Annotated in this window: 1 protein-coding gene; it reads right to left on the bottom strand. The window is 28.7% G+C overall.

Translation table 11 applies throughout. The annotated features are described in order from the left end of the window. The coding region (locus tag FY049_RS22240; RefSeq protein WP_446084437.1) for a BapA/Bap/LapF family prefix-like domain-containing protein at positions 1-456 on the bottom strand (456 nt) is incomplete at its 3' end. Positions 457-571 lie beyond the last annotated feature (115 nt).

Here is a 571-nt window from a genome sequence, read left to right as displayed (position 1 = left end):
TAGGTCTATCGCATTTTTATTATCATTCCCGTCATCACTAAGACCATTAATCCCAAATCCAATTCCAGCAAGTAGTAGCCCAGCTACACCTCCAGCCTTCAATCCAGTAATTGCTAAATCATCGTATAATAATGGGGAGATATTTGAAATCGATTCATAAACTGCCGTTACTAAAGAACTATTATGTTCAGTAGTAAACTTAACCCATAACAATTCATTATCATCGTTTAACAACACTAGACTACTAGTGTTAGGATTAAAATTCTTAATTGTAAGAATTTCACCATTCCTTAACATTATAACCAGTTCATTTCCTTCAATTTTATAACTTAGAATATCCTCTTTTTTAACATCCAAAATTACAACAGAACTTTCTGATAATGAAATCGTTTTTTGATCAATCGTTTCAAATAACTTATTATGAGTTATTTTTGAAATAACGCTAATTTTTTGCATGTGATATTCTTGCCATTTTATATACTTTAAATAGATCACATATTAATTTATAAATGCGACAAATCAATCATATTCATCATGTTTTAATTATCCGATCAATATTTTAGTACACAAA

The sequence above is a fragment of the Acinetobacter sp. 1125_18A genome (assembly GCF_052824985.1).
Note: the sequence above shows the minus strand (reverse complement) of the source record. Positions and strands in the feature narration are given on the sequence as shown.